This window comes from Rhizobium sp. BK529 (assembly GCF_014194105.1).
Taxonomy (GTDB): Bacteria; Pseudomonadota; Alphaproteobacteria; order Rhizobiales; family Rhizobiaceae; genus Rhizobium.
Map to the genome: position 1 here is coordinate 3386844 of NZ_JACIAU010000001.1, position 26231 is coordinate 3413074.

The 26231-nt window shown below is 58.0% G+C and carries 27 protein-coding genes; 13 read left to right on the top strand and 14 right to left on the bottom strand.

The annotated features are described in order from the left end of the window. The first annotated feature begins 126 nt into the window (after positions 1-126). Complete coding sequence (locus tag FHX08_RS16945) at positions 127-540, top strand: HD domain-containing protein (protein WP_132653241.1); 414 nt, start codon at positions 127-129, stop codon at positions 538-540. A 31-nt stretch (positions 541-571) separates the two neighbouring features. Here FHX08_RS16945 and FHX08_RS16950 read toward each other — a convergent pair whose 3' ends face one another. After that, positions 572-790 carry a hypothetical protein gene (locus tag FHX08_RS16950; RefSeq protein WP_132653160.1) on the bottom strand — a complete coding sequence of 73 codons (219 nt, stop codon included), beginning with the start codon at positions 788-790 and terminating at the stop codon, positions 572-574. Positions 791-1181: 391 nt separating this feature from the next. Here FHX08_RS16950 and FHX08_RS16955 point away from each other — a divergent pair, with 391 nt between their 5' ends. The 4 genes from FHX08_RS16955 to FHX08_RS16970 all read left to right on the top strand — a co-directional run bounded on the left by FHX08_RS16955 (position 1182) and on the right by FHX08_RS16970 (position 4826). Further along, positions 1182-1682, top strand: a complete 501-nt coding sequence (locus FHX08_RS16955) for a ferritin-like domain-containing protein (RefSeq protein ID WP_132653161.1) — start codon at positions 1182-1184, stop codon at positions 1680-1682. 70 nt (positions 1683-1752) lie between these two features. After that, on the top strand, positions 1753-2238 hold the full coding sequence (locus FHX08_RS16960) for a hypothetical protein (protein WP_132653162.1): 486 nt from the start codon (positions 1753-1755) through the stop codon (positions 2236-2238). Then, positions 2235-2573 (top strand): hypothetical protein, encoded by a 339-nt coding sequence (locus FHX08_RS16965; RefSeq protein ID WP_132653163.1) that lies wholly within the window; start codon positions 2235-2237, stop codon positions 2571-2573. Before FHX08_RS16960 ends, FHX08_RS16965 begins: the two co-directional genes overlap by 4 nt. 471 nt (positions 2574-3044) lie before the next feature. Continuing rightward, positions 3045-4826 carry a PAS domain S-box protein gene (locus FHX08_RS16970; protein WP_184327382.1) on the top strand — a complete coding sequence of 594 codons (1782 nt, stop codon included), beginning with the start codon at positions 3045-3047 and terminating at the stop codon, positions 4824-4826. 30 nt (positions 4827-4856) lie between these two features. Here FHX08_RS16970 and FHX08_RS16975 read toward each other — a convergent pair whose 3' ends face one another. Further along, positions 4857-5015 carry a hypothetical protein gene (locus FHX08_RS16975; RefSeq protein ID WP_165911867.1) on the bottom strand — a complete coding sequence of 53 codons (159 nt, stop codon included), beginning with the start codon at positions 5013-5015 and terminating at the stop codon, positions 4857-4859. Between the two features lie 255 nt (positions 5016-5270). Between FHX08_RS16975 and FHX08_RS16980 the strand changes: the two genes are divergently transcribed. Next, a complete protein-coding gene (locus FHX08_RS16980; RefSeq protein ID WP_312862145.1) occupies positions 5271-6020 on the top strand; it encodes a DUF1236 domain-containing protein in 750 nt (249 codons plus the stop codon). Positions 6021-6738: 718 nt separating this feature from the next. After that, a complete protein-coding gene (locus FHX08_RS31465) occupies positions 6739-7074 on the top strand; it encodes a hypothetical protein (protein ID WP_246698301.1) in 336 nt (111 codons plus the stop codon). Here FHX08_RS31465 and FHX08_RS31470 read toward each other — a convergent pair whose 3' ends face one another. Continuing rightward, the gene (locus FHX08_RS31470; protein ID WP_245508250.1) at positions 7075-7272 is read right to left on the bottom strand and encodes a hypothetical protein; all 198 of its coding nucleotides are present in this window, start codon (positions 7270-7272) and stop codon (positions 7075-7077) included. Between the two features lie 227 nt (positions 7273-7499). Here FHX08_RS31470 and FHX08_RS16990 point away from each other — a divergent pair, with 227 nt between their 5' ends. Then, a complete protein-coding gene (locus FHX08_RS16990; protein WP_132653164.1) occupies positions 7500-8339 on the top strand; it encodes a cytochrome c oxidase assembly protein in 840 nt (279 codons plus the stop codon). Positions 8340-8556: 217 nt separating this feature from the next. Beyond that, on the top strand, positions 8557-8808 hold the full coding sequence (locus FHX08_RS16995; RefSeq protein ID WP_184327339.1) for a hypothetical protein: 252 nt from the start codon (positions 8557-8559) through the stop codon (positions 8806-8808). A gap of 121 nt (positions 8809-8929) precedes the next feature. Here FHX08_RS16995 and FHX08_RS17000 read toward each other — a convergent pair whose 3' ends face one another. Continuing rightward, positions 8930-9193 (bottom strand): hypothetical protein, encoded by a 264-nt coding sequence (locus FHX08_RS17000; RefSeq protein WP_132653166.1) that lies wholly within the window; start codon positions 9191-9193, stop codon positions 8930-8932. A 274-nt stretch (positions 9194-9467) separates the two neighbouring features. On the opposite strand from FHX08_RS17000, the gene FHX08_RS17005 reads away from it, so the two are divergent. Then, positions 9468-11270: a thiamine pyrophosphate-dependent enzyme gene (locus FHX08_RS17005; protein WP_132653167.1), complete on the top strand. Its 1803-nt coding sequence runs from the start codon at positions 9468-9470 to the stop codon at positions 11268-11270. Between the two features lie 162 nt (positions 11271-11432). Next, positions 11433-12302, top strand: a complete 870-nt coding sequence (locus FHX08_RS17010) for a c-type cytochrome (protein ID WP_245508251.1) — start codon at positions 11433-11435, stop codon at positions 12300-12302. 2 nt (positions 12303-12304) lie between these two features. Here the strand turns inward: FHX08_RS17010 and FHX08_RS17015 are convergent, their stop codons facing one another. The 10 genes from FHX08_RS17015 to FHX08_RS17060 all read right to left on the bottom strand — a co-directional run bounded on the left by FHX08_RS17015 (position 12305) and on the right by FHX08_RS17060 (position 22798). Next, a complete protein-coding gene (locus FHX08_RS17015; protein WP_132653168.1) occupies positions 12305-12712 on the bottom strand; it encodes a c-type cytochrome in 408 nt (135 codons plus the stop codon). 363 nt (positions 12713-13075) lie between these two features. Continuing rightward, the gene (locus FHX08_RS17020) at positions 13076-13678 is read right to left on the bottom strand and encodes a cytochrome c oxidase subunit 3 (RefSeq protein ID WP_132653170.1); all 603 of its coding nucleotides are present in this window, start codon (positions 13676-13678) and stop codon (positions 13076-13078) included. After that, complete coding sequence (gene ctaD / locus FHX08_RS17025; RefSeq protein WP_132653171.1) at positions 13675-15588, bottom strand: cytochrome c oxidase subunit I; 1914 nt, start codon at positions 15586-15588, stop codon at positions 13675-13677. The genes FHX08_RS17020 and ctaD overlap by 4 nt, the downstream gene beginning before the upstream one ends. Continuing rightward, a complete protein-coding gene (gene coxB, locus FHX08_RS17030) occupies positions 15585-16571 on the bottom strand; it encodes a cytochrome c oxidase subunit II (protein ID WP_132653172.1) in 987 nt (328 codons plus the stop codon). Before coxB ends, ctaD begins: the two co-directional genes overlap by 4 nt. Then, positions 16568-17173: a cytochrome c gene (locus FHX08_RS17035; protein WP_132653173.1), complete on the bottom strand. Its 606-nt coding sequence runs from the start codon at positions 17171-17173 to the stop codon at positions 16568-16570. Before FHX08_RS17035 ends, coxB begins: the two co-directional genes overlap by 4 nt. Positions 17174-17193: 20 nt before the next feature. Beyond that, the gene (locus tag FHX08_RS17040; RefSeq protein WP_132653174.1) at positions 17194-19593 is read right to left on the bottom strand and encodes an FdhF/YdeP family oxidoreductase; all 2400 of its coding nucleotides are present in this window, start codon (positions 19591-19593) and stop codon (positions 17194-17196) included. A gap of 232 nt (positions 19594-19825) precedes the next feature. Further along, the gene (locus tag FHX08_RS17045; RefSeq protein WP_132653175.1) at positions 19826-20386 is read right to left on the bottom strand and encodes a DUF1003 domain-containing protein; all 561 of its coding nucleotides are present in this window, start codon (positions 20384-20386) and stop codon (positions 19826-19828) included. A 33-nt stretch (positions 20387-20419) separates the two neighbouring features. Next, positions 20420-20662: a helix-hairpin-helix domain-containing protein gene (locus FHX08_RS17050; protein ID WP_245508252.1), complete on the bottom strand. Its 243-nt coding sequence runs from the start codon at positions 20660-20662 to the stop codon at positions 20420-20422. A gap of 112 nt (positions 20663-20774) precedes the next feature. After that, positions 20775-21812 (bottom strand): Gfo/Idh/MocA family protein, encoded by a 1038-nt coding sequence (locus tag FHX08_RS17055; protein WP_132653176.1) that lies wholly within the window; start codon positions 21810-21812, stop codon positions 20775-20777. Continuing rightward, positions 21809-22798, bottom strand: a complete 990-nt coding sequence (locus tag FHX08_RS17060; protein WP_132653177.1) for a zinc-binding dehydrogenase — start codon at positions 22796-22798, stop codon at positions 21809-21811. The genes FHX08_RS17055 and FHX08_RS17060 overlap by 4 nt, the downstream gene beginning before the upstream one ends. 266 nt (positions 22799-23064) lie before the next feature. On the opposite strand from FHX08_RS17060, the gene FHX08_RS17065 reads away from it, so the two are divergent. Both FHX08_RS17065 and FHX08_RS17070 read left to right on the top strand, forming a co-directional pair. Further along, complete coding sequence (locus FHX08_RS17065; protein ID WP_132653178.1) at positions 23065-24171, top strand: NAD-dependent epimerase/dehydratase family protein; 1107 nt, start codon at positions 23065-23067, stop codon at positions 24169-24171. Continuing rightward, a complete protein-coding gene (locus FHX08_RS17070) occupies positions 24168-26210 on the top strand; it encodes an NAD-dependent epimerase/dehydratase family protein (RefSeq protein WP_132653179.1) in 2043 nt (680 codons plus the stop codon). Before FHX08_RS17065 ends, FHX08_RS17070 begins: the two co-directional genes overlap by 4 nt. Positions 26211-26231: the final 21 nt, after the last annotated feature.

Consider the following 26231-nt stretch of genomic DNA (forward strand, 5'->3'; position numbering starts at 1 on the left):
GGAACCTGCGACACACTGCTCCGTTAGGCAGAAGTGGAGGTGACATCATGTCAATGACAGGACACCTGCAAGCGCGCTTACGATCAGACGGTCGGAGAACAGAAATTGAACGAACTAGCGAAAGCAATGCAAATCGCTGCCACAGCCCACGAGGGGCAATCTGACAAGACCGGTGCGCCTTACTTTTCGCACTGCCAACGGGTTGCGGACGGTGTTGAAAGCGACGGCGAAAAGATCGTCGCCTACCTGCATGACATTGTGGAGAAAGGCAAGGGCTGGACGTTGGAGCGGATACGGGCCGAAGGTTTTACGTCGGAGATTATCGACGCTGTGAATGCTCTTACACGAAGACCTGAAGAAACCGATGAGGAATTCGTCACCCGCGCCGCAGGAAATGCATTAGCACGTCCGGTAAAGCTCGCCGATCTGAAAGACAATCTTGCACAAGCAAAAAAAACTGGTGCCGATACCGCCAAATACATCGCGGGTCTGCGGACACTCGAGATCCTGCGCGCCGATCCAAATGTCGATGAAATCTGAAGGGTAGTCTCCCGACATACCGTGGGCAGCCTCACTTTCGTGTAGAAGCCACGGCTCGCTTTATAGGCAGCTCTATGGTGATCGCGCCGCCTTCGATATAAATTGTCAACGAGACCTTATCAGGTTTTCCAAATTCCGCGACGCCGGGGGAGCGATAGGGCATTTTTGCTTCGGCTGCAAAATATGCCGCCTTTGCAACCTCGATTGCTCGTCCCACTAGCTCGCCAATATCTGCGCTTGTCTCGCTCATTCCGGGTCCTCGGCAATAGTCTGAAAGAGGAGCGTGCCATTTGCTTTGCTCCCTTCAGGGCCAGTGGCTGACTTCAGCCTTGCAGGCACGTTCCAAACGCGCGTCGCTGACACCCGGTTCCTCGCTGCACGCGCCCTCTGAGCAAGACATCGCTGCAGTGAATCCTATTTGAGCCTTCCGGACAAATCGATCCGTATTTGGTGTTCCAACCGGTCGCATCGTTGACACCGCGCCACGAAATTCTCTGACAGGAGCCACGAAAGCCTAAATTGATGCACTGTAGGCCAGACCAAGCCCGTGGAGAGCTATGAACCTGCAAAGACAGCCGGAACTTTCAGCCGCATTTGGACTTTGTCCGATTGCCGAGATCAAAATCCTAGGAGATGATAAAATGGCAAATCCGAAGACGCTTGAAGACCTGTTCCTCGACACCCTCAAGGATATCTATTTCGCCGAAAAGCAGATCCTGAAGGCTCTGCCGAAAATGGCTCGGGCAGCGCAATCCGAAGAGGGCAAGGCAGGGTTCCTGCAGCACCGGGACGAGACCGAAGCGCAGGTCGAACGGCTTGAGCAGGTGTTCGAAATCATCAAAAAACCGGCCCGAGGAAAGACCTGTGAGGCAATTCAGGGGATACTTGCAGAAGGTGAGGAAATCATCGAGGAATTCAAGAATTCATCGGCCCTCGATGCCGGCCTCATTTCCTCCGCCCAGGCGGTCGAACATTACGAGATCGCCCGCTACGGCACGCTGATCGCATGGGCCAAGCAGCTCGGCCTCAACGACGCCGTTGCACTTCTCCAGGATAATCTGAAAGAAGAAAAAGCGACCGACCAGAAGCTGACGAAGCTTGCAGAAACCGTGGCCAATGCCAAGGGCAAGAAGGCCGCCTGAACAACAAGATGCCACTGACAACGGCCGCCTAGCGTGGTCGTTTTCGTGCCGCGTTGAACGGATGGGTGACATGATTGATCTTTATTACAAGAACAGTGTGATCTGCTGCCCGGACGTCGCAACCTTCAAGGACGATGACGGCATTGGTGACTTCAAAGGTCTGACCGATACGCTCGAATTGCAGCTCGTGCGACCGGCGGATTTCCGGTCGAGTTCCAGACGGACCCTTGTCGACCCCGCCAATGTCGGGCGTACCGCGCCGCGAAACAATGACGTGACCGTGATGCCTGCGATAACTGTCTGGAAACTTGACGCTCTGCCTGCATCCTTTCGGAACCCCGTGCATTCTCCTTTTCCAGGAACAATGACTCTGTCAAAGCACCCATTCATCGACATAAGGGCGAAAGCCAGTGCGCCTGGCAGATTGCAACAGGACAGCTCGAATCCATCGACCACTCACTCAACCGGCGATAAGCGCCGTCCGGCAAAGCGCCAATGCAAGCCCGGCAACGATCCGGTGCTCCCATACCCGGAAGCATTAGGAGGCAACCTGTGACCAATATCCGCACGAAAGGCCGTCTCGCCAAAGCCGCCCTGGAACAGCATCTTGCTGAACTGGAAGACGAGCCGCCTGTGACCGATTCCCCAGACGACGCATTGGATCTTGACCTCGATGCAGCTCGTAAGGAAATCGCATGGCTCCGAAAGGAAGTCGCTGATCTGCGCGGGCGGCTGGCTGTCATTCGTGGAGAGACGCAAGATGCTTCCTCCGACCATGGCGATACCCACCCGTGGCTTCACATCGGCTTCGCCATCGCCGCAGCATGGGTCCTACGCAAATTGGTGCCGCGCCTGCGGCTGGAGCGGCGGTTGCCGCGGACGTTCCAGTAGTAACGGCCGGGCCGAGCAGCGGCAGCGGCCGTTCGCCGATGTCCGCAGCCCAGATGCGACTCGGAAGTATCGGAATCTTTCGCGACCGAAGCGATCAACCTTGAAGTCCGCCATCTGATCAAGCCTGCAGATAACAGCGTTCTCGCTCGACCGCCCTCGATTGCAGGGCGTTAACGGTGCCTATCTTCTCCTAGAAGATGCCGAACTGATTGCTGCCGCTCATGTGCTCTCAAAGACATCCTAAATACGAAGCGGTTCAGGCGCTGCGGTCTGCGGGCGCTGAGACCAGGGGCGATCCCTATTTCAAAAGAAAAGAGCCCGTCCGCACTCTTCCATGCCCTTGCGCGATGATTGACATGCGTTAAGTTTCGGATTCCAACAGATGACTTGGGCTGGCACAAGTCTTTGAATTGCAGAAACATTCACGATGGCGACATGTCATAACGCGAAGGACCATCCATGGCCGGGGAGATGAAAGGATTGTTCTCCGCAACGGACTGGTCGCGGACCAGTCTTGGCCCTTCGGACAAATGGCCGAACTGTCTGAAATCCGCCGTCGATATCATGCTTCCCTCGCAGGCCGAGATCGTGCTCTTCTGGGGTGAGGATTTTGTCGCACTCTATAATGATGCCTATGCGGCGACGATTGGAGACAAGCATCCGCGGGCTTTCGGACGGCCGGCCCGGGAAAACTGGAGCGAGCTTTGGGATGATCTTCAGCCGCTATTGGTCCGCGTTCTTGATCGTGGCGAGACCGTATTCGCTAAGAACCGCCCCTTTTACCTAGAGCGATACGGCCGCCCCGAGACCGTCTATTTCGATATTTCCTACTCGCCGGTGAGTGACGAAACCGGCTGCGTTCTAGGCGTTTTCTGCATCGTCAACGAGACAACACAAAGGGTTCGAACGGAAGCCGCACTTCGCGGAAGCGAGGATCGCCTGAGGGCGATATTTGCCCAGTCGGCGGCGGGCATAGTGGAGGCCGATCTGGATGGTCAGCTCCTGAGCGTGAACCAGCGCTATTGCGAGATGGTAGGCTATTCCGCCGAAGAACTTCTCGGCATGAAGATGCACGACATTACCGTCGAGGATGACCGCGCCGAGAGTCTTCGCCTCTATCGGACGATGATCGAGACGGGCGAAAGCTTCAATATCGAGAAGCGCCATGTTCGAAAGAATGGAAATCACGTCTGGACCGCAAATTCGGTCTATCCCATTCGTGACGAGAATGGCCGGATCAAGCGGGCCGGCGCAATCGTCGTCGATATTACCGAACGTAAGCGCGTGCGTCAGGTCGAAGCACATCTAGCGGCGATGATTGCCTCTTCGAACGACGCCATACTCGGCCTCGATTTCGACATGAAAGTCACCAGCTGGAATGCGGCAGCGACGAAGCTCTATGGATATTCAGAATCGGAGGCGATCGGGCAATCCGTGCTGATACTTGTCCCCGATGACCGCAAGGAAGAAGAGCCCGCCATTCTCAGACAGATCGCCGCCGGCCTGATCGTTGAGCACTACGAGACAGTCAGACGGTGCAAGGACGGCAAGCTTGTGGATGTTTTGCTCAGCGTTTCACCCATTCATGACGCAACGGGCCGCGTTGTCGGCGCTTCAAAAGTGGCGCATGACATTTCTGCCCGAAAGGAAGCGGAACGTCTTCAGGCCCTGTTGGTCGGCGAGCTCAATCACAGGGTCAAGAATGTCCTGGCCACTGTAACCGCAATCGCAAGGCAGACGTTTGGACGAAACGAGGAGAACAGTGTTGATGTCGAAACCTTCGGCGCACGACTGTCTTCTCTTGGCCGCGCCCATGACCTCCTCATCCAGGGAACATGGCAGAAGGCCGATTTACGATCGGTCGTGGACCAAGCCCTCCTTCCATTCGCGGCGGAGAAATTTCATGTAACGGGCGTACCGGTTCCCCTGCCCGCGAGAGCGGTGGTGGCATTTTCGCTGGCGCTTCACGAGCTTGCCACCAATGCTGCCAAATACGGCGCCCTTTCGGTCCCGGATGGGCGGGTCTTGATCACCTGGCAACTCGAAGGGAAGGACGCGTCAACCCTGAAGTTCCAATGGACCGAAAAAGGCGGGCCGGCCGTCAGCGCTCCGACAAAAAAAGGCTTCGGCTCACTGTTGATCGAACGCCTGCTCGCGACGGAGCTGAACGGCGAATCGATCGTCATCTATGACGTGGATGGCGTCAGCTGCAAGATCTCCGCGCAGCTTTCAGACGCCAACGCGGGAGCCTGACGATGGTAACCACGTCCGCCGCCTGTACCCTCAAGGCGGCGCAAGTCTCGGCGGCGGCGAGGCGGCTAATCTATATTTGTCGACGAAGACGCGTTCACCCGGGGTTGCCCATCGCTCGACATAACTCGCGACCAGCTTTGTCGCGAGGCAGAGGTCGCTGAAGAGACGGTCACCAACTGTGAGTTCCAAGGACGTCCGCCTGTGATGTTTTGGATTGCATGTTGGGTGAGCCTGGCTAGCGGGCGTGCGATATTGTTGACTCATCACGCCAGACTGCCGGATCTTTCCATCCCAGGCGACACCGGCCTGATCGTGAAGTCGACACCGCTCCTAGGAGGGGCGGGATGGGAGCTCTGAGCTTCAGACTTAGGTCCCATACCGGGAACAGTTCTCTTGATTTCCGGTTTACGAAAAAGCGGATGAACCGCTGAAGATGCGAACGGCATGGCGCGCCAGAATCCACGGAGATTCAACATGAAAACCACTCATCTGACCATGGTATTAGCGACCTTGTCGCTCAGCGTGTCGCCGCTTGCCGCATTCCCGACCTCGGCCCAGCAGAACATGCAGGGCGGCGGCCAGTCGCAATCCGACTCCGGGCAGTCGCAATCCGGGCAGCCGCAGTCCGGCACGACGGCTTGCCCGACACCCGATGCATCGGGAGGCTGCCCGACACCGGAGAAGGGCAAACAGGTACAGCAGAATTCGGGCAAGGGCACGGAGATGCAGCAGAACGCGCAGCAGCCCTCGAAAACCAATCCCTCGGCCGGCGGAACCACCACAGGGCAGGCATCTGGTGAAACCACGATAAAAAAACCCGGGTCGCAGCAGAATTCCGGCAGCTCGATGACGCAGCAGAAGTCGACCACGCAGCCCAGCGGTGAAACGACGGGCAGCACTACGACCAAGAACCAGTCGTCGAACACCACGGCGAATGTCAACATCACGACGGAACAGCAGACCGAAATTCGCCAGGTCGTGAAGGAAGTGCACGTCCGACCTGTCGAGGAGGCAAACCTTACCGTCACCGTCGGAACCAAGATTCCGAAGAAAGTCCGTCTTCAACCGCTGCCGCCGCGAATTGTGAAGATCGTCCCGGAATACAAAGGCTATGACTTTTTCGTCCTCGCGGACGGCCGGATCGTCATCGTCGATCCGAGCAGTCTGGAGATCGTCTACATCATCACGGCCTAGGTGATCTTGAGAGTGTCAGCTCTTACTGTCATATCGTTCAGAGCCGCCGAAGCAGAGTTCGACGGCGCTCGAAAATCCCAAAGGCCGGGCTCGTGCCCGGCCTCGATGTGTCATGCTGCAGATCGAGCGGCCATCGGCATTATATTGCGCTCGCTAGGGGCTAGCCATTTGCATCCGCGATTTGGATAGATCGTATCTTCAGGTCGGTTCGCGCCACCTACGCTCGCCTGATAAACAAGCAGCCGCTGGCCGAGCCAACAGTGGACCGATGAAGGGTGGAATCCCCGATTCCTCCGAACGCGTCTTTGCCGGCGCGAGATCGAGCGGCATACCTGCTGACCCAGCTGTCTTCATCCCGGCCCTCGTCGATGAATATGACAGCAGGCGCGGCTGGGCGTAAGCGCCGCCCGACCGCTACCGAGAGCAGATATTGGTCCTCCAGCGCGTTCTCGTTTCCGTCTTCAATGGAACACTATCGAAGCCGGCGTGTTCTTCGTCGCAGGATCCGACTGGTGCTTTCGAAAACGGAGCCCGTTGGCGTATCTGCATTGCAGAGCGCATCATGAAAATCGACACTCTTGAGAGTTCGCTGCGGGCACCGTGTCGCGGACTCCAAACCAGATGGGGTGCAAGAAAAGCAATGAAGGAGCGGCACGCGAGTGATGCGATCGGTCCGAGGCCAGACGAGGCTAAATCCGGGCCGAAGGTGCTGCAATTCATGACTACCGAACATTTCGCACTGCAGACTGCCCGCACGGCAACGATCCAGGAGGCGAACCAGCGCGCCAACCTCTTTCTGACGTCGGTCTCGAGCGCGACGATTGCCCTCGCCTTTGTTGCCCAGGTTACGCAGATGGGGCAGTCGTTTGTCTTGTTCAGCCTGATCCTGTTGCCGTGCCTCTACTTCATCGGTCTCGTAACTTTCGTGCGGACCGTGCAGGTTGCCATCGAAGACATGGTGCATGCGCGTGGGATCGCACGGATCCACCACTATTACATCGAAATCGCGCCGCTGATGGAAAAATATTTGATCCATTCCACTCACGAACGATGATCAGGCCGTGTTGAGCGACAAGGCCTTCAAGGCGTCGCGCTGGCAATCGTTCATGAGCACGGCAGGATTGGTGAGCGTCATCGCCGGAGCAATCGCCGGCGTGTTTACTGGGATAGTCGTCAAGACGGTCGTCGGATCGAGCGTCACTGTCGCAGTTGTTCTGGGAATCGTCATTTTCGTGGCAAACGTTGCAGCCATGCGGCGTTATCACGTTCAAACCTGGACAGCTGCAGAACAGAGAGTGAGAGTGCTGTTTCCCAGTGCGCCCTGAGTGCCCAACGTGACGTTCTTCGTCTGAGACGACCGCGTGTGGCGACCGTATTTTGACCTGCTTTTCGGCAGCACGCGCAATGCGATCCGCGGTCGCCGGAACAAACCCCAATCACACGTGTTTAGTGGCCGAAACAACAATGTTTGGGGGCGGTATGACTTTCAAACTCGATCCATACTGCGGTAGCGCCCCACCGCCTCAACTCCTGATATCGGATTGGAACGTCGATCCTTACCTGCTGCTCGCGATAAGCGTTATCGCTGCATTGACCTGGCTGCCAGCACGTCGAGACAATCGCATCCATCAATGGCTGGCCGCTATCGTTCTCCTCGTTGTCGCCTTCGTTTCTCCCTTGTGCGCGCTGAGTTCAGCGTTGTTCTCGGCAAGAGCAGTTCATCACTTCATACTGATCTCATTCGCTGCGCCGCTTATCTGGCGCTTTATCTTCAGCCGGGAGACGTTCTTGGATCGAGTGCCATCGATATTGGTCTTCGGCTTTCACACGACGATGCTCTGGTTATGGCATCTGCCCGTACCCTATGCTTGGGCGCTGTCGGGAAATGCTACTTACTGGATCATGGAAGTACCGCTTTTCTTGTCGGCCGTATGGCTTTGGAAGGAAATTCTTGACGTGAGACGGCCTGTAGGCGGCGCACTTATCGTCTCCGCCGCAACGCTCCTGCAGATGACGGCGCTTGGTGCTTTTCTGACCTTTGCGCCGCACCCTCTGTTCAGCCCGCATTTTCTAACATCGCAAGCCTATGGCCTGTCACCTCTTGAAGATCAGCAACTCGCCGGACTTTTGATGTGGATACCGGCTTCACTGCCCTTGGCCGCAGCATTTCTGTTCAGGGTCGCCCGAGCCCTCACGCAACCATCCAATGAACCGTTCGCCGGACGAATGCAGCCGCGTCGAGATTGCTGCGTTAGGCTTTCAGCTCGTGCCTGTAGCGGCGTACCACGCAACGGCAGCTGTGAACTCCTTGAGCGATGAGCGGCGACGACGGTTCTACGGGACCGGGAACAGTTTGACGCTTTTGAAGTTCTAGTGCCACTAACGAGGAGAGCAGAAGCTTCGACAACAGTAACGGCCAGTGCGGCACCCTTTCAGCCGCCGGACTGGCAAGGAACCCAGAACAGGCTTCCGGCAGCGTCAACCACTGGCGCTGATGAGATCGAGCCCAAAGTGAGCTACCGGCAGGAGGTGCATCATGACGAATATTGCCACTTTGCCGGAGCGTGAATTCGCCTCAGCGCTCGAGGCGATGACAGATGAGGAGCTTTTCGAGCTGATGGCCGACCTAGAGAGGCGGAGTGAAGCGTCGGATCAGGCTTCACCAACAAATGAGGTATTCGCAAGAATCGTTCTTACGGAAAGTGCGATCGAGAAGCGGTTTCCGGGTCAGATGCTGCTGCCGTACAAGGACTGGAAGAACAGGCTCGATCGGTTGGCGCCGCGATAGCGCCACATCTCGCGCACAACGCAGGACAATTAGTAGGCGGCAGAAAGCCAGAGCGTGCGAAAGGTTCGTTCCATCTTGATGTCCGCGCGCAGTCATGGCGCCGAGCATTGTCCGTCAGTCATCAGTTGCGACTGACAAATTTATTGAATCGGCTTCTCTCACCACCCTCCGTCTTTTCCTGATGAAGAAAAGCAAGTTCGTTTTCATCAAAAATGGCGAAGAACTCATCCCAGGAAATTTCTTCCAAGTTTTCTTCCGGCTCTCCAAAATCGATCCGCAAGATGCCTCCTTGCTTGGCACCCTTGACACGGGAAGGATGCCCTTTGCGGGCTTCCACCCACTTACGAATTGCCGCATGGTCGGTTGTCGTATTTGCCGTCGTCATTGGAGCCTCCATTTCGCTTCGTCCCACGTCCTCCAGCATTTCCGCCGTTCTTGCGTGGCACTGAATCGAACCAATGCGATTGGCTAAAGTTCCAACCAATGAGCGATCGGCCAGCTTCCTAGCAGATCTAACTTAGGGCATTACCGCAGAAGTGGGGATCCTGCTGTCCTGCTTCTCGGGCGATCGCGCGCCGAGCAAGTACTTCAGGCAAACATCTCGGAACCTTTGATGGTGAAAGAGGTTTGCAGTCTTTGACAAGCAAAGGACGAGTTCGATGCCCAACGCCGCAGACATATTGATAGACACCCTAATCGATTGGGACGTCAAAGTCATCTTCGGCCTTCCCGGAGACGGCATCAACGGCGTGATGGAGGCGTTGCGCAAGCGCCAGGATCAGATCCGGTTCATACAGGTCCGTCATGAGGAATCAGCAGCTTTCATGGCGAGCGCCTATGCGAAGTTCACCGGCAAGCTTGGCGTTTGCCTCGCAACGTCTGGGCCGGGTGGCACTCATCTGCTGACGGGCCTTTATGACGCCAAGCTCGACCAGATGCCGGTGCTTGCGATTACAGGGACGCAGTTTCATGACCTGATCGAAACCTTTACCCAGCAAGACGTCGACCTCACCCGCGTGTTTGACAATGTCGCGATCTATAATGCGCATGTCAGTGACGCGTCGCACATGGAAAATGTCGCCAGTCTCGCCTGCCGCTCGGCGCTCTCGCGCCGCGGGGTTGCACATCTTTCGATTGCCAACGACGTTCAAGAAATGGACTCGAAATCCCGCTCGAAACGGAACCGGCCAAAACATGTACCGAACCGCTATTTCCAAGGCCGCCAAGTACCCGACGATACCGAGCTTGATCACGCGTCAAAGATTCTGAACGATGCCAGCAAGGTAGCGATCCTCGCTGGTCGGGGCGCCGTTGGTGCGCAGGAGGAATTGCGCGAGGCGGCCGAATTGTTGGCTGCGCCGGTCGTCAAAGCCCTGCTCGGCAAGACGGCTCTCGCCGACGATGATCCCCTGACCACGGGCGGCATCGGGATCTTGGGTACCGAACCGTCACAGGCGGTCATGGAACAATGTGATGCCGTATTGATCGTCGGCTCGTCGTTTCCCTATATTGAATACTATCCGCGACCCGAGGCGGCCCGCGGCGTTCAGATCGACAGCGACCCGCAGCGCGTGGGGCTGCGCTTCCCCGTCGATGCCGGTCTCGTGGGGGATGCGAAGGAATCGCTTCGGCTCCTCAACAGCAAGCTGACGAGAAAGGCGGATCGGTCATTTCTGGAACGGGCGCAAAGGGCGATGTCCGCGTGGCGCCAAAAAATGAATACCATGGAGACAGATCAGAGCGCGCCATTGAAGGCACAGGCCGTGGTTCGAGCTTTCGGACTGCGCATCGCGGCTAACGGCGTCGTGGTAGCCGATTCCGGCCAGAACACGGAGCTGGCGGCGCGCCATATAGACCTTGGCACCGAAAACCAATTTGCCGTCTCCGGCGCCCTCGCCTCGATGGCCTCCGGCTTGCCTTATGCGATCGCCGCCGGCGTCGCCGATCCAAAGCGACCAATTTACGCTATCGTCGGCGATGGCGGCTTCGGCATGCAGCTCGGAGAGTTTTCGACGGCCGTCCGCCTCGGCCTTCCCCTGAAATTGCTGGTCATCTGCAACGGAATGCTCAATCAGATCGCCTGGGAGCAAATGATGTTTCTCGGAAATCCTCAGTTCGCCTGCGAACTGGCGCCGATTGATTTTGCTAAGGCGGCAGAAGCGATGGGAGGTCGCGGCTTCACGATCAGGCGCTTTGAGGAGATAGAGCCGATTTTGGCAGAAGCTTTTTCTGTGGATGGTCCGGTCGTCATTCAGGCCTTCGTCGACCAATACGAGCCGATGATGCCGCCGAAAATGCCGAAAGATTACGCCAAGAACTTCCGCAATGCGCTTCCCGACACACCAGGTCATGCAGCGATCGAGAAAAATGTGTCCCGCTCGCCGCTCCGCGAGATGATGGCTGCGGGAGAGCAGGAAAAGGACCTATCGGAGACCACGACCGATCTTCCGGGCACGCCTTGAACAGCGGGAGGATGTACGACGATCTGTGCTGTGGTCAGGCGGAAGGACATGATGAGCAGCTCGTCTTCAGCCGATGGCAATCTCCGCATCGCTCGTCTTCGCGCTCGAAACTTGCTGTCATCGGCGCCGGTTTGGCTGATTGCAGCCGGAATCGGCTGCACATTGATCGCCGTTCTTCTTTTCTTGTACGTCACAGAAGCCGATCGCCGCTTCAGTCCTGAGGATGCCGCGTTGACGCCGGGCGACGCTGTCAAAGGAGAGTTGGTTTTTCTGGCTGCCGACTGCTCTTCATGCCACGCCACACCTGGTCAGCCGGACAGGTTGAAACTGGGGGGCGGCTTGGCGCTCGCCTCACCGTTCGGGATGTTCAGGCCGCCAAACATTTCGCCCGACCCCGTGGATGGCATCGGGTCGTGGTCGGTCGCCGATCTTGCAAACGCGTTGATCAGCGGCGTCTCGCCTCGCGGCGAACATTACTATCCCGCATTCCCCTATCCGAGCTACACCGGCATGTCGCTCGACGATGTAAGGGATCTTTACGCCTATCTGCGAACGCTGCAGCCGGTAGCTGGGCGGCCTCCGCCGCATGAACTGCCGTTGCTGTTCAGGTTCCGCCGACCGCTGGCATTTTGGAAGCTGCTGTTTTTTCATGAGGGCAAGTCCGAAGCTTCCCTCAACGGCGATGCTATGCACGATCGCGGCGGCTATCTGGTCGAGACACTCGGCCACTGCGCCGAGTGTCATTCGACCCGTAACATGCTGGGCGCAATCAAGCGCTCGACGCGTTTCGCCGGAGGGCCTGACCCCGAAGGCGCCGGCTTTGTGCCGAATATCACGCCGAGCCGGATCGGCGGCTGGACGGAAGCGCAAATCGCCACCATGCTCAGCACCGGCAAAACCCCGGACCACGGCCGGATCGGCTCATCGATGGCAGATGTCGTCACCAACACGGCGCAACTGCCTCAGGATGATCGTGATGCAATCGCGCGCTATATCAAATCGCTGCCGGCCCGACCGACACCCCATCCTTGATTTTACTGCGCGTAGAGATAGGCAGCCAGATCCCTTGCCTCAGCTTCAGAGATCCCCGTTGCAGGCATTCCCGAGTTTGCCGAGAAGCGCTGCGGAAAAACGATCCATTGCACGAGGTTCTCGGACGTATTACTGGCGACACCGCCAATATAGAGGCGTTGTCGCAGATCGATCAACGGCCCGCCAACTTTCCCATCCGCGCCGGGAATGCCTGGAATGACGTGGCACCCTCCGCATCCATAGCGGCGAAAGATCGCTGGTGCCCGAGAGGGATCGCCTGACGTCATGGCGATCGCCACAGCCTGACGTTTCTCTTTGTCCCTAACTCGATCGGCTGCGAAACCGATAAAAGTCAGAGCCAGAACGAAAGTGGTCAAGGCATAGTTAAGGCGAGTGAAAGTGATTTGCACGGACACCCTCCTCTGCTTGCGACGTGGATCGACGAACTCGGCATGATCGGAGTGATCATCGTAGGCATGGGTTCAACAGCAGCGTCGCTGCCCCCTGAAGAAACAATGCAAAGGCAAAGCCAAACCCCAAGAGAATTCCGACCTTGCTGATGAAGAGCGCACTGCGCGATTCCGTTGACTGATGGCCCCGCCATGAAAGCACCGCGCCGGCGACAGCCAAAGCAGTCGCCACAAAGGCGGCGAATACGGTCCATGCGGTTCCCCCGCCGCAATCGGCGTAGGGAAGAATCTGCCCGAGCTGGCTGCTCACCGCCCAGGCGGCCGGCGATAGAGTCAGTCCAGAAGTTCTTGCTATAGCGACACTCATTGGCGAGGCACCCAATAGATGCAGATATAGAGCGGAAGCCAGGTGACGACCACAAAGTTCCAGTAGAGCGCATTGTCCTGAACGTCGCCGTAGCGACGCGCATTGTCGCCGTGCCGGGTAAACATCAGGCATGTCAGCACCAGCGTATCGATCAGATCGGTGAGGATATGGGTCGTATGCAACCCGAGCAGGGTCCAGACGATCGAACCATAGGCATTATCATCCCAGCTCACATGCAAGGCCGGGAATTCGAAAACGCGAAAGACTAACGGGGCAGCACCGCAAAGCGACATCACCACCAGACCGATCTGCACTTTTCTCAACTTTTTTTGCTTTGCCCATCGCGACACCATCAGGTTGGGGATAACGCTGGCGAGAAGTAGTGCTGTCAGGAGCGTACCGGGAAGCAAATCCGGTGGCGGCGCATCGATCGGCCATTGCGGCGCTAGGCTCATCAAGTAGAAATAAACGGCAATCGCCAGACCGAAGCCTGATCCTTCGATCAGCATGAATGCCCCCGTTGCCCACCAGGTCGGGGAGGCGGAGCCCATCCCGTGCAGGGGTAACCGCGAAACATCAAGCACGATCCGGTCCTTCATGATTCGTCCTCTGCGCTGCCTTTGGGCCAGAACCACCCGATAAGGGTGATTGCTATCGGGATAGAGCCCCAGACCACGGCCCAGGGCGAGGACATCGACCAGATCAGCATGATCGCGGTCGCAATGGCCGCCCAGAGAGGCCAGACGCTGTCGGCTGGCGACGACTCGCGCGCTTCCGGCAGCGCTTCAACAACGCTGGTCACCAACAGCTCGCGGCGATCGGTTCTCAGTCCACTCGCAACTGCGATCTCACCGTCGTCCGGCAATGGCAATTCCCTGGTGTCAACGACAGGAATGCGTCGGAAATTATAAGAGGGCGGTGGCGACGATGTCGTCCATTCCAGGGTCGTTGCATTCCAGGGATTGGGACCTGCGAGTGCTCCGTAGCGCCAGCTACGGAACGCGTCGATGAAGAAAATAAGAAAGCCAAGAGCCAGGACGAGCGAGCTCAGACTGACGAACAGGTTCAAACCAGCCCACGGTAACTCAGGCTGATATGTGTAGACGCGGCGCGGCATGCCCATCAGGCCAAGTATATGCATCGGAAAAAACGTCAGGTGAAAACCGATGAAGATCAGCCAGAAAGCCCAGCGGCCCAGCCGTTCGCTCATCATCCTGCCGGTCATCTTGGGAAACCAGTAATAAATGGCGGCAATCAGCGGGAAGACCGCGCCGCCGATCAGAACGTAATGGAAATGCGCGACGACGAAATAGGTGTCATGCACCTGGGTATCGAACGGCACCGATGCCACCATGACGCCGGTAAGGCCGCCGATGACGAAGGTTACGATGAAGCCGACTACGAAGAGAAAGGGCGTGCGGAAAACCGGCCGCCCTGCCCAAATCGTCGCCAACCAACAGAAGATCTGGATGCCAGCGGGGATTGAAATAGCCATGCTGGACGCGGTGAAAAAACTCTCTCCCAGCCGCGGCAATCCGACCGTGAACATGTGATGCACCCAGAGACCGAACGAAAGAACCCCGGTGGTAATCAGCGCCATCACCATGAGCAGGTAGCCAAAAAGCGGGCGTCCAACGAAGGCAGGCAAAATGGTCGACACCATTCCAACAGCCGGAACAAAAATGATGTAGACTTCGGGATGGCCGAAGAACCAGAACAAGTGCTGCCACAGCAGCGCATCGCCCCCTTCTGCCGGATTATAGAACTGCGTACCCACCAAGCGGTCGAGGATCAGCGTCGAACTGGCGAACATGATCGCCGGCATTGCCATGATGACGAGAAACGACATGACGAGCATCGCCCAGACCAGCACGGGAACCTTATCCAGCGACATGCCCGGCGCCCGTTGCTTGAAGACGGTAACCACGATCTCGACGGCAACGGCAAGCGCCGAGAGTTCGGTGAAGGTAATCATCTGCGCCCAGATATCGGCGCGTTTGCCGGAGCCATATTCGGGTCCCGACAGCGGCACGTAGGCAAACCATCCGACGTCGGGGGCCGTGTCGAGGGCAAAAGACAGCCAGAGCAGGATGCCTCCGAAAAGGAATATCCAATAAGAAAAGGCATTCAGCCTTGGAAAGGCAATGTTGCGGGTGCCGACCAGCAAGGGGACGAAGTAAACCCCCATGGCCTCCATCACCGGAACGGCGAAGAGGAACATCATGTTCGACCCATGCATGGTGAAGATCTGGTTGTACCGGTCGGGGCCGATGAAACGGGCTTCCGGCTGTGCCAGCTGCAGGCGCATGGCAAGCGCAAGTATTCCGCCAAGGATGAGGAAGATGAAGGCCGTCAGGACGTAACGTCTTGCGATGACCTTGTGGTCGACGGTCGCAATGGCGCCCCAAAAGCCCCGACGCGAGCCCCAGGTGACGGAAAGCTGTCGCTCGACCTCGGCATCGGCGAGTTCGATATCTGTCGGAGCTGCGGAAGCCTGATCCTGTGTCATCGGAGGCTTTCCATATAGGCGGAAAGCTGCCGCAGCTCATCAGCCGTCAACGGCACGACCGGCATGTTGTTTCCTGGTTTTAGCGTTTGGGGATCGGCTATCCAGGCGGCAAGCGAGCCGCGGGTGGTATCGAGCAAACCGGCTGCGATCGTGCGGCGGCTTCCGACATGAGTGAGATCAGGTCCGGTCGATCCCGTTGCAGGTGTCCCGCGTATTGTATGACAGGCAGCGCATGGTTTTGCCAGGAAAACGGCCCTGCCGGCAACGGTCTCGGCTCCAGTTGGAGATGCTCCGTCGAGCCGCTGCGTGGCCAACCAATGCTGATAGTCGGCACCGTCTTCGACGATGACAACGAAGGCCATATGGCTGTGCTGGAGGCCGCAGAACTCGGCGCATTGGCCGCGATAGACGCCAGGCTTTTCGGCGCGCAAGGTCAAAATATTCTCTCGCCCCGGAATGAGGTCCAGTTTACCCGCAAGGCTCGGCACCCAGAAGGAATGAATGACATCGGCCGCCTGAAGTCGAAGGCGGACAGTTCTGCCCACCGGAATATGAAGCTCGTTAGCCGTCTGGAAGAGCTGCTTTTGATCCTGATCGGCATAGATGAACTGCCACCACCATTGCTGAGCACGAACGGTTATCGTGAGATCGGCGGTTCCATCGCTGTTCAGGGCACGCGTCGTATAGAAGCTTGCTACGGTCAGGACGGCAACGACAAGAGCGGTCGCTGCGGTGGCGGTTGCCACAACAGTTGTTATCCGCCGCTCTGATCGAGAATCCGGAACTAGTTGACGCTGACGGCGTAGAAGGGCGAGCGCCATGAAAATCATGACCGCGAGCCAGATGAGGATTGCGACCAGGACAATGAAGACGATCAGATCCTTCAGTGCGATGGCAGCCTGACCGTATGCGTCGAGAACCGACTGGGGACCGCCGCATCCCGAAAGCAGGAGCAGGAGTGCGGGCAGAGAGCGGCTCTTCACGGTGACGGACCCTGGTCAGGTTTCAAGGCAGACGGACCCTGTTCGAAAAAAATGGCAGCCGGTGCGCGGTTTTCGGCTGGGCGCGTGTAACGGTCGTCGTCGCGGCCAGGTGCAACCGAACTGGCGGTATAAGATCCGACCGCCTTGACGTAGCCGGCAAGCTGCCAAATCTGATCGATCGTCATCCTGTCCTTGAAGGCCGGCATCCCATGCGGCCGCCCGTCGCGGATGGAGGCGACGATCGAGACCATGGAAGGACCGTATAGCCACCACCCGTCGAGGAAGGATGGACCAATCCCGCCTCTGCCGTCGCCGTGGCAGGAGGAGCAACCGAACCAGGCATAAAGCCGCTTGCCCTGGCTAAGATCGTAGCCGTTCGTCTCGTATGGTTTGTTAAGAGCAAAGTATACTTCTGGCGGCATGCCTCCGATTCCGTTGGCCATTAACCGTATGCCTCCGAGCGCATCGGCAACAGGTGGATCGGCGCGATATTGTCTTGGCTCACGCAGCCAACCAACCGAGGCAGCCAGACACATTGCAAGGACTGAAACAACGATGCTCGAACACCAGCCAAGACTTCTCTTCAAGATCTTTTCCGGCATCGCTCGATCCTCAGCGCCATTCACTCGAGCGGTGCCGTCTCGGATCGGCTGAGGCGCACTGGCAATAACTTGTACGCTGGCGTTTTTGCCTTTTCGTCATGGTGGCTGAGCGGGAATAGCGGGTTCGCTTCGGGATAATAGGCTGCGCAACATCCTTTCGGAATGTCATAAGCGACAATCCGGAAGCCCAAGATCATCCGTTTCGTCTCCGGTTCGATCGCGGTCGACAGATCGACGCGATCTCCGTCGACGAAGCCTAGACGGGCGATGTCGGCGGCATTCAGAAAGACGACTCGGCGAGTACCATCGACGCCGCGGAAGCGATCACTATAACCGTAGATCGTGGTGTTGAACTGATCGTTTGACCGCAAGGTCGCAAGATGGAGAACACTTTCATCCTCGACAATTCCGAACTGCGGAAACAGGCGTGGCGGCGTGATGAAGTTGGCTTTGCCGTTCGGTGTCACCCATCGGCGTTCCCTGGCTGGCAGCGGCCTGGGGATACCGCCCGGCTGAAAGAGCCGCTGATTGAACCCCTTGAAGGTTTCCGGATATGTCCGCTCTATTGCGTCGCGGATTTCGGAATAGTCTGCGACCCAGCGATCCCAGGGCACGCTGCTTTCGGCTAATGTCGCCTTGGCCAGCCCGGCGATAATGGCGGGTTCCGACAGCAGTTCGGGACTGGCAGGTGCTGCCCTGCCGCGCGAGCCGTGGAAATGCGCCACCGAGCTTTCGATCGAGACCGCCTGCGGGCCGCTCGCCTGCTTGTCGATCTCCAACCGGCCAAGACATGGCAGCAGGTAAGCGATCTCACCGTGGATGACGTGGCTCCGGTTGAGCTTGGTGGCAATCTGCACGGTCAGGCGCAGCTTTCGCCACGCCGCTTCCAATGCCGCCGTGTCGGGCGCAGCGCGCAGAAAATTGCCGCCAAGGCTGATGAAGGCCCGACTTTCGCCGTCGCATATGGCCTTGCACACATCCACGGTGCCATGGCCCTTCCAGCGAGGGGGATCGAAATGATAGAGCTCCGCTAGCTTATCCAACGGCACAAGATCAGGTTTTTCGGTGATGCCGACCGTTCTCTGGCCCTGTACGTTGGAGTGGCCTCTCACAGCACAGATGTTGGCGCCCGGTTTGCCGATATTGCCTCGGAGCAAGGCGAGATTGACCACCATCTGAACGTTCTGGACACCCATGACATGCTGGGTCAATCCCATCCCGTAGACCATGAGAACCGCGTCAGATGCGGCATAGGTGCGGGCAGCCTGAGTCATCTGCTCACGCGTAAGTCCAGATACCTTCTCCAGCTCCTGCCATCCATGGCCTCTGACGGCGGCAGCGAACTCTTCGAATCCGGATGTGTGTTCGGCGATGAAATCATGATCGAGGACATGTTTTCTGTCAGCCGCCCGGATCGAGGCAGCGAAGGCCACAGCGGCCGCATTGGCAGGATCGTCCGGCTCTGCGTCGGAACCCGACACTTTGCTGAAGCCGGGCTTATGCAGGGCATCGTCGGCTTCTATCAGCGCTTTGCAGACGCCGAAGAGCGCCGCGATGTCTCCGCCGTTCCTGACCTGATAATATTCGCTGGAAATCGGCGTTTCCTTGCCGGTCAGCATCTGGCTCGGCGCTTGCGGATTGATGAAGCGTTCGAGACCTGGTTCTCTGAGCGGATTGAACGTGACAATCCTCACGCCGCGATCAACCGCGTCCTGAAGGTCGTGCAGTAGTCGCGGCGACGACGTTCCGACATTTTGTCCGAGGTAGAAAATGCAATCGCAGTTTTGAAAATCAGAGAGGACCGCCGTACCGACGGAAGCACCAATGCTTTCCGGCAGCGCGACGGATGAACTCTCGTGACACATGTTGGAAGAGTCCGGCAGGTTATTGCTGCCGAAGATACGAGCGAAAAGCTGATACATGTATGAGGTTTCGAGCGAGGCGCGGCCAGAAGTATAAAACTCTACCTTCTCCGGCGGAATTCCACGCAGTTCGCGGCCGATTTCTTCGAATGCGGATTGCCAGGAGACCGGAACATATTTGTCCGTTGCCTCATCCCATCGCATCGGATGGGTCAGACGCCCCTGCTCTTCCAAATCGTGGTCGCGCCAGCCTTCCAGCTCCGTCAGGGAGTGCGCCGCGAAGAAGGCGCGATCCGCACGTCGGCTCGTCGTCTCCCATATCGTCGCCTTGGCACCGTTTTCGCAGAACTCCAGCGGATGAGGCTTTGCCGGTTTGGCCCAGGCGCAGCTGACGCACATATATCCGTCTGGCTTGTTCTGATGTGACAGCAGCGCAGGACCAGAGACCGGAATATGTTCGCGGATAAGAATTTCTCCCACCGATTTTGCTGAACCCCACCCACCCACTGGTCCGCTATCAAAGCCGATCTTCGGTTTTTTTCTGGGTTTTGGCGTCATAATGAAACGTCCCGGGCGTTATCTAGGATCTCGACGGACACCCTGGCGCATCTGCTAATCCGCCAAGAAGATCGATTACCGACTGGAATACTTTTGACGCACGACGTGGTGCGACGAGTAATGCTGCTGTCAAACTCCGGAAAAGGCAGGTTGTTCCGCGATCGAGCTGACACGGCTCGAGGCAACCAATATTTTTCTCCAGTGAGGTGGATGCCAAGACAAGGTCACGGCGTCATTGTGTTGGCGGTGGCTTTCTGGCTCCTCGCCGCTGTACTTTCTCCTCGATTTCGTCCAGTACCGCTTCCGGTGTCACCTCCTCTTTCAATTCCTCAAGCTCGGCTTTCGTTTCGATTTCGACGTCGAGTTTGTCGGCAATGGCCGCAACAAGGGTCAACAGCTTCGTCACCTCATGCTCAGCAAGAAGGCAGATCTGCAAATTAAGATCGGAGCGCTTGTCATCGGCCTCCGCCATGCGATTTTGACTGATCAGTACGAATGTTGAAATGAAGATGGCTTCGACAGACGCGACCATGGCGAGAATGACCAGCGATGGGTCGAAGGCGGGCACCAAAGGGAGCAGGCCGAGATTGGCGATGATCCAGAGCCCGAATATCAACAGGTGCAGGTAGACGAAGGCCAAGGATCCCGCAAAACGAGTAATGGCATCTGCCGCCCGCTCCTGCATGGTCGATTGTCGCGCCTCTTGCTCCCGCCGCTTTAGCAGGGCCTCAATGTTGCGGTCGAGCTGCTTGGCAGTCCTACTTATCTGCCGATCGGATATTGTCGATGACATTGAATGCTTCCGTTATTGCGCAATTCTGGCCGTTTACCTCTTGCTTCTTCCGCTATCGAAGGCGCCAACAGCCGACCGAATGAGTTCAACCGCCCGCTTGCCGATACCCGGAATTGCCAGAAGTTCGTCGTCGGTCATCGCCGCCAGTTTACTGACCCGCTTGACGCCATTGGAAAGAAGCGCCCTTACGATCCAGACAGGAATCTTACTGCGGGCGAGCATGTCGCTCGAGGCTGCCCGCGGCTTCGACGTCGTCCTTGCTGGTCGAGAGGCCATGTTGATCCCGCAAATGAATTGCGATCGCCAAAACCGGCAGAAGGCCTGGCGGTTCCAGTCGTTTCACCGATGACATCAAACAATTCTGTCAGATCGGGCCAAACAACCAGCGTCATGGCGAAAATTTCACGCTCCCGTAAATACCCTCGATAACTTCTGCGAGGTCGACAAGCCGTTCGCAGGCTGGATCGTAGGTCTGACCGCCGGCAAGGCGCGCCGCCCAGTCCACCGCCGCCCGCCCTCCCCAATCATCGGGCGGCTGAACAAGGCTTTCGCTGGCAGTGCCGCGTAAACGCTGAGCGGCGAAGTCGTAGAATGATCCGTTAACGTTCTTGAACGATGCGCCCCCTGCTGTTCCGAAGAAGTCGGCGCTGATTACAGCATCGGACCCTGCATGCAGTCGCCAGGAGCACGTAAGCCGGATGACAGCACCATTTGCCAACGTGAGCGTAGCGACCGCGAAATCTTCAACATCTTCCAGCTTATCGATAAGCTCCCCCGCTTTCATCAAAGTACTGGTGGTCTCAGCCACTTGAGGAAAATCGAGACACCAGAGTGCCATGTCGATGAGATGGATGCCGAGGTCAATCACGCATCCCCCGCCGGATAGCGATTTGTCGTAGAACCAGGATTTGTCAGGGCCATAGGCGTTGTGAAAAACGAGATCGGCGGCGAAAACCTTGCCGAGCTCTCCATGCTTGATCAGATTGCGGATGCACTGCATCCCCTCGGTATAACGATAGGATAAATCGACGCCCAACAGCCTGCCGGCTGACCTAGCGGCGGCCACAACCGCCGCCGCCTCCGCCGCGGACCGGCCGAGCGGCTTCTGGCAGAACACCGCAACGCTGCTCTGCAGGGCTCGGATCGACTGCTCTGCGTGCAGAGCGCTCGGAGTAGCAATAACGACACCATCGAGATCGTGCGCTAAGAGCGCGTCGAGATCGGCGACGATTTTCGCGTCAGGGGCAAGGCTAAGTGCTTCATGCGCCCTCTCCTCAGAGGGATCGGCGATGGCGACAGCTACTGCCGAATTTGACCGGAGGATCGCTGCCATTCGGTTCCTGCCGATCCAGCCGACACCGAGAAAGCCGAGCCTGGCGGGCTTCACGTTCGTCTGAATGGAGCGCTTTTCCATCATCGTATTCATTTATGCATCACCACTGCTTTGAGAAAGCCATCGGGCCTATCGCGGGTGGCATCGAGCGCCTCGCCCAGGCCTTCGAGCGGATAGACGTGCGTATAAAGCCGTGACGGATCGAGCCTGCCGGCTACGACCGCTTCGACCGCCTCACGCATACCAGAGATATAGATCTTCGGGTCGCGTTCATGGGCATTGATCACGTCGAGCCCGCGCCAGTTCCAGAGCTGCATGTTGACTTGCCTGGGGCCATCCTGATGGTATCCTGCCACAACCAGCCGGCCACGCTCCGCAGTCAATTCGCCGGCTAGGTCAAGCGGCCATTGCTTGCCGACCGCCTCTATGACGCAATGGCAGAAAGCACCGCTGGTCAGTTGTTTTACAGCCTCGATGATCCGCCAGTGATCGTCCATCGCAAGAGTTTCTGCGGCGCCCATCTGCTTGGCGACCTCCAGCGAAAACGGACGGCGAGAGATTGCAATGACGCGCGCGCCAACGCCGCTGGCAAGCTGTGTCAGCAGGGCGCCGAGAAATCCAATCCCGATGATAGCGACCGTTTGACCCGGCCCGATGCCGCTACGCCTGAATATGTTGATCGCACATCCGAGTGGTTCGCCTGGGAATGGCTGGTCGTCGAGGGCCGATGGCAATGGAACGAGCATCTCGACATCGGCAATGTCGTGGGTGGCATAGGCATGGTATGAAAGCGCGGCGACCCGGTCTCCTAAGCCAAAGGTCGACACCCCAGGCCCAAGCGCGTCGACCCTCCCCCAGCCTTCGTGACCGAGGGCGCCGGGCTCTGTTGGAAAGGTCATCCATTCCGGCCCTGCCCAAGGCCCGAGATTGGAGGCGCATACGCCCGAGCCTTCGAGCCTGATCCTCACCTGCCCCGGTCCAGGCTGAGGGAAGGGCCTCTCCTCCACGGAGATCTTCCCCGGGCCAGTAATGATGGCCGCCCGAATCCGTCCCTCGGACGCTCTCGGCAACATATTCATGAATTGCTCCTCCGGTTGGAACATTGTCAGTGGCGGCGTCGTTGCTGCGGGACATACGCCCCGCTCCGGCCATCCGCCTTGATGACCTTACGCCCTCAAATCTTCGAGGAATATTTCGCCGAAGAATTGGCCGTCTAACCAAAGACGCCGCCGAATGTTCCGGATGATGTCAAAGAACATGTCAAAGAAGATGTCATTGAACCAGGAACAATCTCCGCCGAGCTTCGTTCGGCAGATCATCTTCAACCTGAGCGGACGGAAATCTAATGGCGATGATCCTTGTGACTGGCGGCTGCGGCTTCATCGGAAGGCATGTCGTCGAGGAACTTCTCGAAAACGGCTTTGGCGTGCGGGTCCTCGACGCATTGATCGACCAGGTTCACGGCGATGCCGAAGCATCGTTGCCCGAGGCTGCCGAGCTCTTGCGCGGCGACATCAGGGACAAGAATACGGTCGAGCAGGCGCTTTCGGGCGTCGATGGCGTCATCCATCTTGCCGCAGAGGTTGGCGTCGGACAGTCCATGTATGAGATTGCCCGATATGTCGGCACCAATGATCTCGGCACAGCTGTTCTTCTGGAAGCGATGATCAGCCGCCGGCCAAAACGCATCGTCGTCGCTTCGTCGATGAGCGTCTATGGCGAGGGCCGTTATCAGACCGCAGACGGCACCGTCCTCGAGCTGGTTAGGCGCAGGAGTGATCGCATCAAGGCCGGCCAATGGGATCTGCTCGGCGGTGACGGCAAGACTTTAAGACCCGTCGCCACGGACGAGGAGAAACCTGTCGATCTCGCCTCGATCTACGCTCTGACCAAATACGCGCAGGAAAAACAGGTTCTGATCTTCGGGGATGCCTACGAAGTCGATGCAGTGGCACTGCGCCTCTTCAACGTGTTCGGCGCCGGTCAGGCGTTGTCCAATCCCTACACCGGTGTGCTGGCGAACTTTGCCTCCAGGCTTGCCAACGGCCAGCCGCCGATGATCTTCGAGGACGGTGAGCAGAGGCGAGACTTCGTGCACGTACGCGATGTGGCCCGCGCCTTCCGTCTCGCACTCGAAAAACCCAATGCGTCAAGGCATGTGATCAACATCGGCAGCGGCCAAGCCTACACGATCGCTGAAGTAGCGACGCTTCTTGCCGAAGCCATGGGGGTGCCGGAGATACGGCCCGAGATCATGCACAAGGCGCGGTCGGGCGATATCCGCAACTGCTTTGCAGACATTTCCAAGGCGCGAGAGCTGCTTGGTTTCGAGCCGCGCTTCAGACTGGAAAACTCTCTGGGACCTTTCGCCGACTGGGCGAGAAATGCCGGAGCGATTGATCGCGGAGCGGAGATGAAACGGCAGTTGGAAGAAAGAGGGCTGGTGTCATGACCATGTCCGGATTGACCGCCAAAACCTATGGGTCTCAAAAATCCTATGGATTCGTGGAGTGGTTCCGTCCCGGCGAACACGAGCGGACCTTGCAGACGATTGCAGACGTCAGATTGAGCGGCGCAAGCTATCTGCGCACTCATCTTTCATGGGCCGAATATCTTGCGCCCGGTGGCGAGGCCTGGTTCGATTGGCTGATCCCGAAGCTCGGGCGCGACATCGATCTCCTCCCATGCATTCACTATACGCCGCCATCCTTATCCCGGACGGGGCGGTCTTCGGGTGCACCGGCCGATCTCAAATCATATGCTGATTTCGTCGATCATGTGCTCACCCGGTACGGCCGGTATTTCAGCCATATCGAATTGTGGAACGAGCCCAACAATCTGCTCGACTGGGACTGGCGAGAGGATAAGGACTTCCTGCTCTTCTGCGAGATGGTCGGGGGCGCCGCCTATTGGGCCAAACATCGCGGCTGGAAACCCGTGCTCGGTGGCCCGTGCCCATTTGATCCCTATTGGCTTAACCTGATGGGCGAGCGCGGCGTTCTTGGCGTCGTCGATGCCGTCGGCTTCCACGGATTCCCCGGTACATGGGACAGCGAGGAAGGCACTTGGGGCGGCTGGGACATGCATCTCGGCGAGACGCGAAAGATTATCGACCGTTTCAATGGCGATGCCGAGATCTGGATTACCGAAACCGGTTACTCGACCTGGCGCAATGACGAGATGGAACAGGCACGGCGTTTCGTGAATGCTCTGAGCGTGCCGGCTGAGCGGATGTATTGGTATTCCTGGCGCGATGTACCGCCGGATGTTGCGGTGCAGGAAGGCCTGTGGTTCGATCCTCGGCACTATCACCTCGGAGCTGTCACCGATGATAACCAGCCCAAGCTGCTTGCACGGCTATTGATGGAAGGCGGCGTTGACCGGCTGAAGCAGGTCGCGCGGCTCGCAGCTCCTAACCTCGCCAAGGGAGCAGCCCCGATCGTGATTACCGGAGGCTGCGGCTTCATCGGCTCCAATCTCGCCGACAGCTATCTTCAGGACGGTGAAGACGTGGTTGTTCTCGACAATCTCGGGCGATCCGGCGTCGATCAGAACCTCGGCTGGCTGATGGAACGGCATGGGACAAGGGTGCATCCGGTGCTTGCCGACGTGCGAGACGCCAGAAGCATCGACGCAGCATTTGCCGATGCCAAGGCAGTGTTTCATTTCGCCGCCCAGACCGCGGTCACGACGAGCCTCATTCATCCAGTCGACGATTTCGAGGCGAACGCAAGGGGTACGATCAATGTTCTGGAATCGGTACGGAAAGCGGGACGCCGCGCGCCCGTGATCTTTGCCAGTACCAACAAGGTCTATGGCGGGCTTGAGGACCTTGCAATGCACGAGTTCGAGGATCGCTATATGCCAATGGATGATACTATCCGGGCGTTTGGTATCGGCGAAGACCGGCCGCTCGATTTCTGCACTCCCTATGGCTGCTCCAAGGGCGTGGCCGATCAGTATGTGCTGGACTATGCGAAATCCTTCGATATTCCTACGGCCGTGCTGCGTATGAGCTGTATCTTCGGTCCACGCCAGTTCGGTACCGAAGACCAGGGCTGGGTTGCGCACTTCCTCATCCGGGCGCTGGCGGGCGAGCCTGTTTCAATCTACGGCGACGGCAAGCAAGTTCGCGATATTCTTCACGTCGCGGATGCGGTTGCCGCCTATCGCGCTTTGCGCGACGGCATCGAAAGGATCAGAGGCAGCGCCTTCAATCTTGGAGGTGGCCCGGCAAACGCCGTCAGTATTCTGGAGGTCCTTCGCGAGATCGGCCGGTTGCTGGGGCGTCCAATCGAGACCTCGTTTGGCGACTGGCGGGCCGGAGACCAATATTTCTTCGTCGCAGACACACGCAGATTGGAAAGCGCGCTGGGCTGGAGTGCGCGTGTCGGCTGGAAGAGCGGCCTGCAACACCTGGCGGAATGGCTTATCGAGAACCGTTTCGGGGGCCGGCCTGTTCTACGCCACGATCGAAAGGTTTCGGCATGATCGATCGGCACATCCGAATAT

Excerpts from the sequence above, each read along its gene's own strand:
- FHX08_RS16945 (WP_132653241.1), top strand. The coding sequence starts at position 127 with ATGCAAATCGCTGCCACAGCCCACGAGGGGCAATCTGACAAGACCGGT.
- FHX08_RS16950 (WP_132653160.1), bottom strand. The coding sequence starts at position 790 with ATGAGCGAGACAAGCGCAGATATTGGCGAGCTAGTGGGACGAGCAATC.
- FHX08_RS16955 (WP_132653161.1), top strand. The coding sequence starts at position 1,182 with ATGGCAAATCCGAAGACGCTTGAAGACCTGTTCCTCGACACCCTCAAG.
- FHX08_RS16960 (WP_132653162.1), top strand. The coding sequence starts at position 1,753 with ATGATTGATCTTTATTACAAGAACAGTGTGATCTGCTGCCCGGACGTC.
- FHX08_RS16970 (WP_184327382.1), top strand. The coding sequence starts at position 3,045 with ATGAAAGGATTGTTCTCCGCAACGGACTGGTCGCGGACCAGTCTTGGC.
- FHX08_RS16980 (WP_312862145.1), top strand. The coding sequence starts at position 5,271 with ATGGCGCGCCAGAATCCACGGAGATTCAACATGAAAACCACTCATCTG.
- FHX08_RS31465 (WP_246698301.1), top strand. The coding sequence starts at position 6,739 with ATGACTACCGAACATTTCGCACTGCAGACTGCCCGCACGGCAACGATC.
- FHX08_RS31470 (WP_245508250.1), bottom strand. The coding sequence starts at position 7,272 with ATGGCTGCAACGTTTGCCACGAAAATGACGATTCCCAGAACAACTGCG.
- FHX08_RS16990 (WP_132653164.1), top strand. The coding sequence starts at position 7,500 with ATGACTTTCAAACTCGATCCATACTGCGGTAGCGCCCCACCGCCTCAA.
- FHX08_RS16995 (WP_184327339.1), top strand. The coding sequence starts at position 8,557 with ATGACGAATATTGCCACTTTGCCGGAGCGTGAATTCGCCTCAGCGCTC.
- FHX08_RS17000 (WP_132653166.1), bottom strand. The coding sequence starts at position 9,193 with ATGACGACGGCAAATACGACAACCGACCATGCGGCAATTCGTAAGTGG.
- FHX08_RS17005 (WP_132653167.1), top strand. The coding sequence starts at position 9,468 with ATGCCCAACGCCGCAGACATATTGATAGACACCCTAATCGATTGGGAC.
- FHX08_RS17020 (WP_132653170.1), bottom strand. The coding sequence starts at position 13,678 with ATGAAGGACCGGATCGTGCTTGATGTTTCGCGGTTACCCCTGCACGGG.
- ctaD (WP_132653171.1), bottom strand. The coding sequence starts at position 15,588 with ATGACACAGGATCAGGCTTCCGCAGCTCCGACAGATATCGAACTCGCC.
- FHX08_RS17035 (WP_132653173.1), bottom strand. The coding sequence starts at position 17,173 with ATGCCGGAAAAGATCTTGAAGAGAAGTCTTGGCTGGTGTTCGAGCATC.
- FHX08_RS17040 (WP_132653174.1), bottom strand. The coding sequence starts at position 19,593 with ATGACGCCAAAACCCAGAAAAAAACCGAAGATCGGCTTTGATAGCGGA.
- FHX08_RS17045 (WP_132653175.1), bottom strand. The coding sequence starts at position 20,386 with ATGTCATCGACAATATCCGATCGGCAGATAAGTAGGACTGCCAAGCAG.
- FHX08_RS17050 (WP_245508252.1), bottom strand. The coding sequence starts at position 20,662 with ATGGCCTCTCGACCAGCAAGGACGACGTCGAAGCCGCGGGCAGCCTCG.
- FHX08_RS17055 (WP_132653176.1), bottom strand. The coding sequence starts at position 21,812 with ATGAATACGATGATGGAAAAGCGCTCCATTCAGACGAACGTGAAGCCC.
- FHX08_RS17060 (WP_132653177.1), bottom strand. The coding sequence starts at position 22,798 with ATGAATATGTTGCCGAGAGCGTCCGAGGGACGGATTCGGGCGGCCATC.
- FHX08_RS17065 (WP_132653178.1), top strand. The coding sequence starts at position 23,065 with ATGGCGATGATCCTTGTGACTGGCGGCTGCGGCTTCATCGGAAGGCAT.
- FHX08_RS17070 (WP_132653179.1), top strand. The coding sequence starts at position 24,168 with ATGACCATGTCCGGATTGACCGCCAAAACCTATGGGTCTCAAAAATCC.